This is a genomic window from Bacillus swezeyi, from assembly GCF_001969815.1.
Taxonomy (GTDB): domain Bacteria; phylum Bacillota; class Bacilli; order Bacillales; family Bacillaceae; genus Bacillus; species Bacillus swezeyi.
In genome coordinates this window covers 1-685 of sequence record NZ_MRBK01000058.1, presented here as the reverse complement: position 1 = coordinate 685, position 685 = coordinate 1, and the positions used below count along the sequence as shown (strand labels likewise).

Annotated in this window: 2 protein-coding genes; one reads left to right on the top strand and one right to left on the bottom strand. The window is 37.7% G+C overall.

The features are described 5' to 3' along the window. Positions 1-95, bottom strand: a 95-nt coding sequence (locus tag BTA30_RS21610; RefSeq protein WP_142243723.1) for a DUF2187 family protein, incomplete at its 3' end; no start/stop codon positions are given. Between the two features lie 169 nt (positions 96-264). Here BTA30_RS21610 and ykzS point away from each other — a divergent pair. Continuing rightward, positions 265-459: a protein YkzS gene (gene ykzS, locus BTA30_RS21605; protein WP_076764006.1), complete on the top strand. Its 195-nt coding sequence runs from the start codon at positions 265-267 to the stop codon at positions 457-459. The last annotated feature ends 226 nt before the right edge of the window (positions 460-685 follow it).

Genomic DNA, 685 nt, shown 5'->3' with positions numbered 1-685 from the left:
ACATCAACGATAACTGAGTTTTCGTTTACTTTTTCCACGATTCCGGTGAGTCCATTTTTAAATTCGATGACGTTTCCGACTTTTGCAATCTTCAAATGACTTCCTCTCCTTTAAAGTGAATTAACCCATTGAAAGTATTTTGCAATATTTTCTTGGAGAAGTAAAGCGATTTGGGAAGCAACAGCACTATTGTTGTGCCCGCTTTCACTTAGTGATATAGTTATTTAGTTAAAGATGATTCCCAAGGAGAAGGAGAGAGGCAAGTTGACTGATGAAAATGCCATTGACCAGATCGAGAACCTGAGATCAGGAAGCATTCATGAACTCCGCGTGAAAAAAGAGGATTTTCTTTCTTTTAGAGCCATCTTAACAAAGCAGGAAGATTTTAAACATTTTCGGGGCATCGCCGAGCACGGGGGAGACATTATCTTTCAATATATGAAAGAACCTAGAAGCTAAAAGGCTTTCTCAGAATGACTGAGAAAGCCTTTTTTATTTGAAGGTTGCCATCCATATGTTGCTGGGGGTTTTGTTTTTTTTTGTAAAAAACGGTGTGGTCGATACAATTATGTGCCAGCAGAACGGATTGATGGAAAGCCTGCCAATAATTTATCAATGAAAACAATGAATGGTCTTGTTATTGTAAGAACTATGTTTTTTCGAAGAAGATTTGACAAGGAGGAAT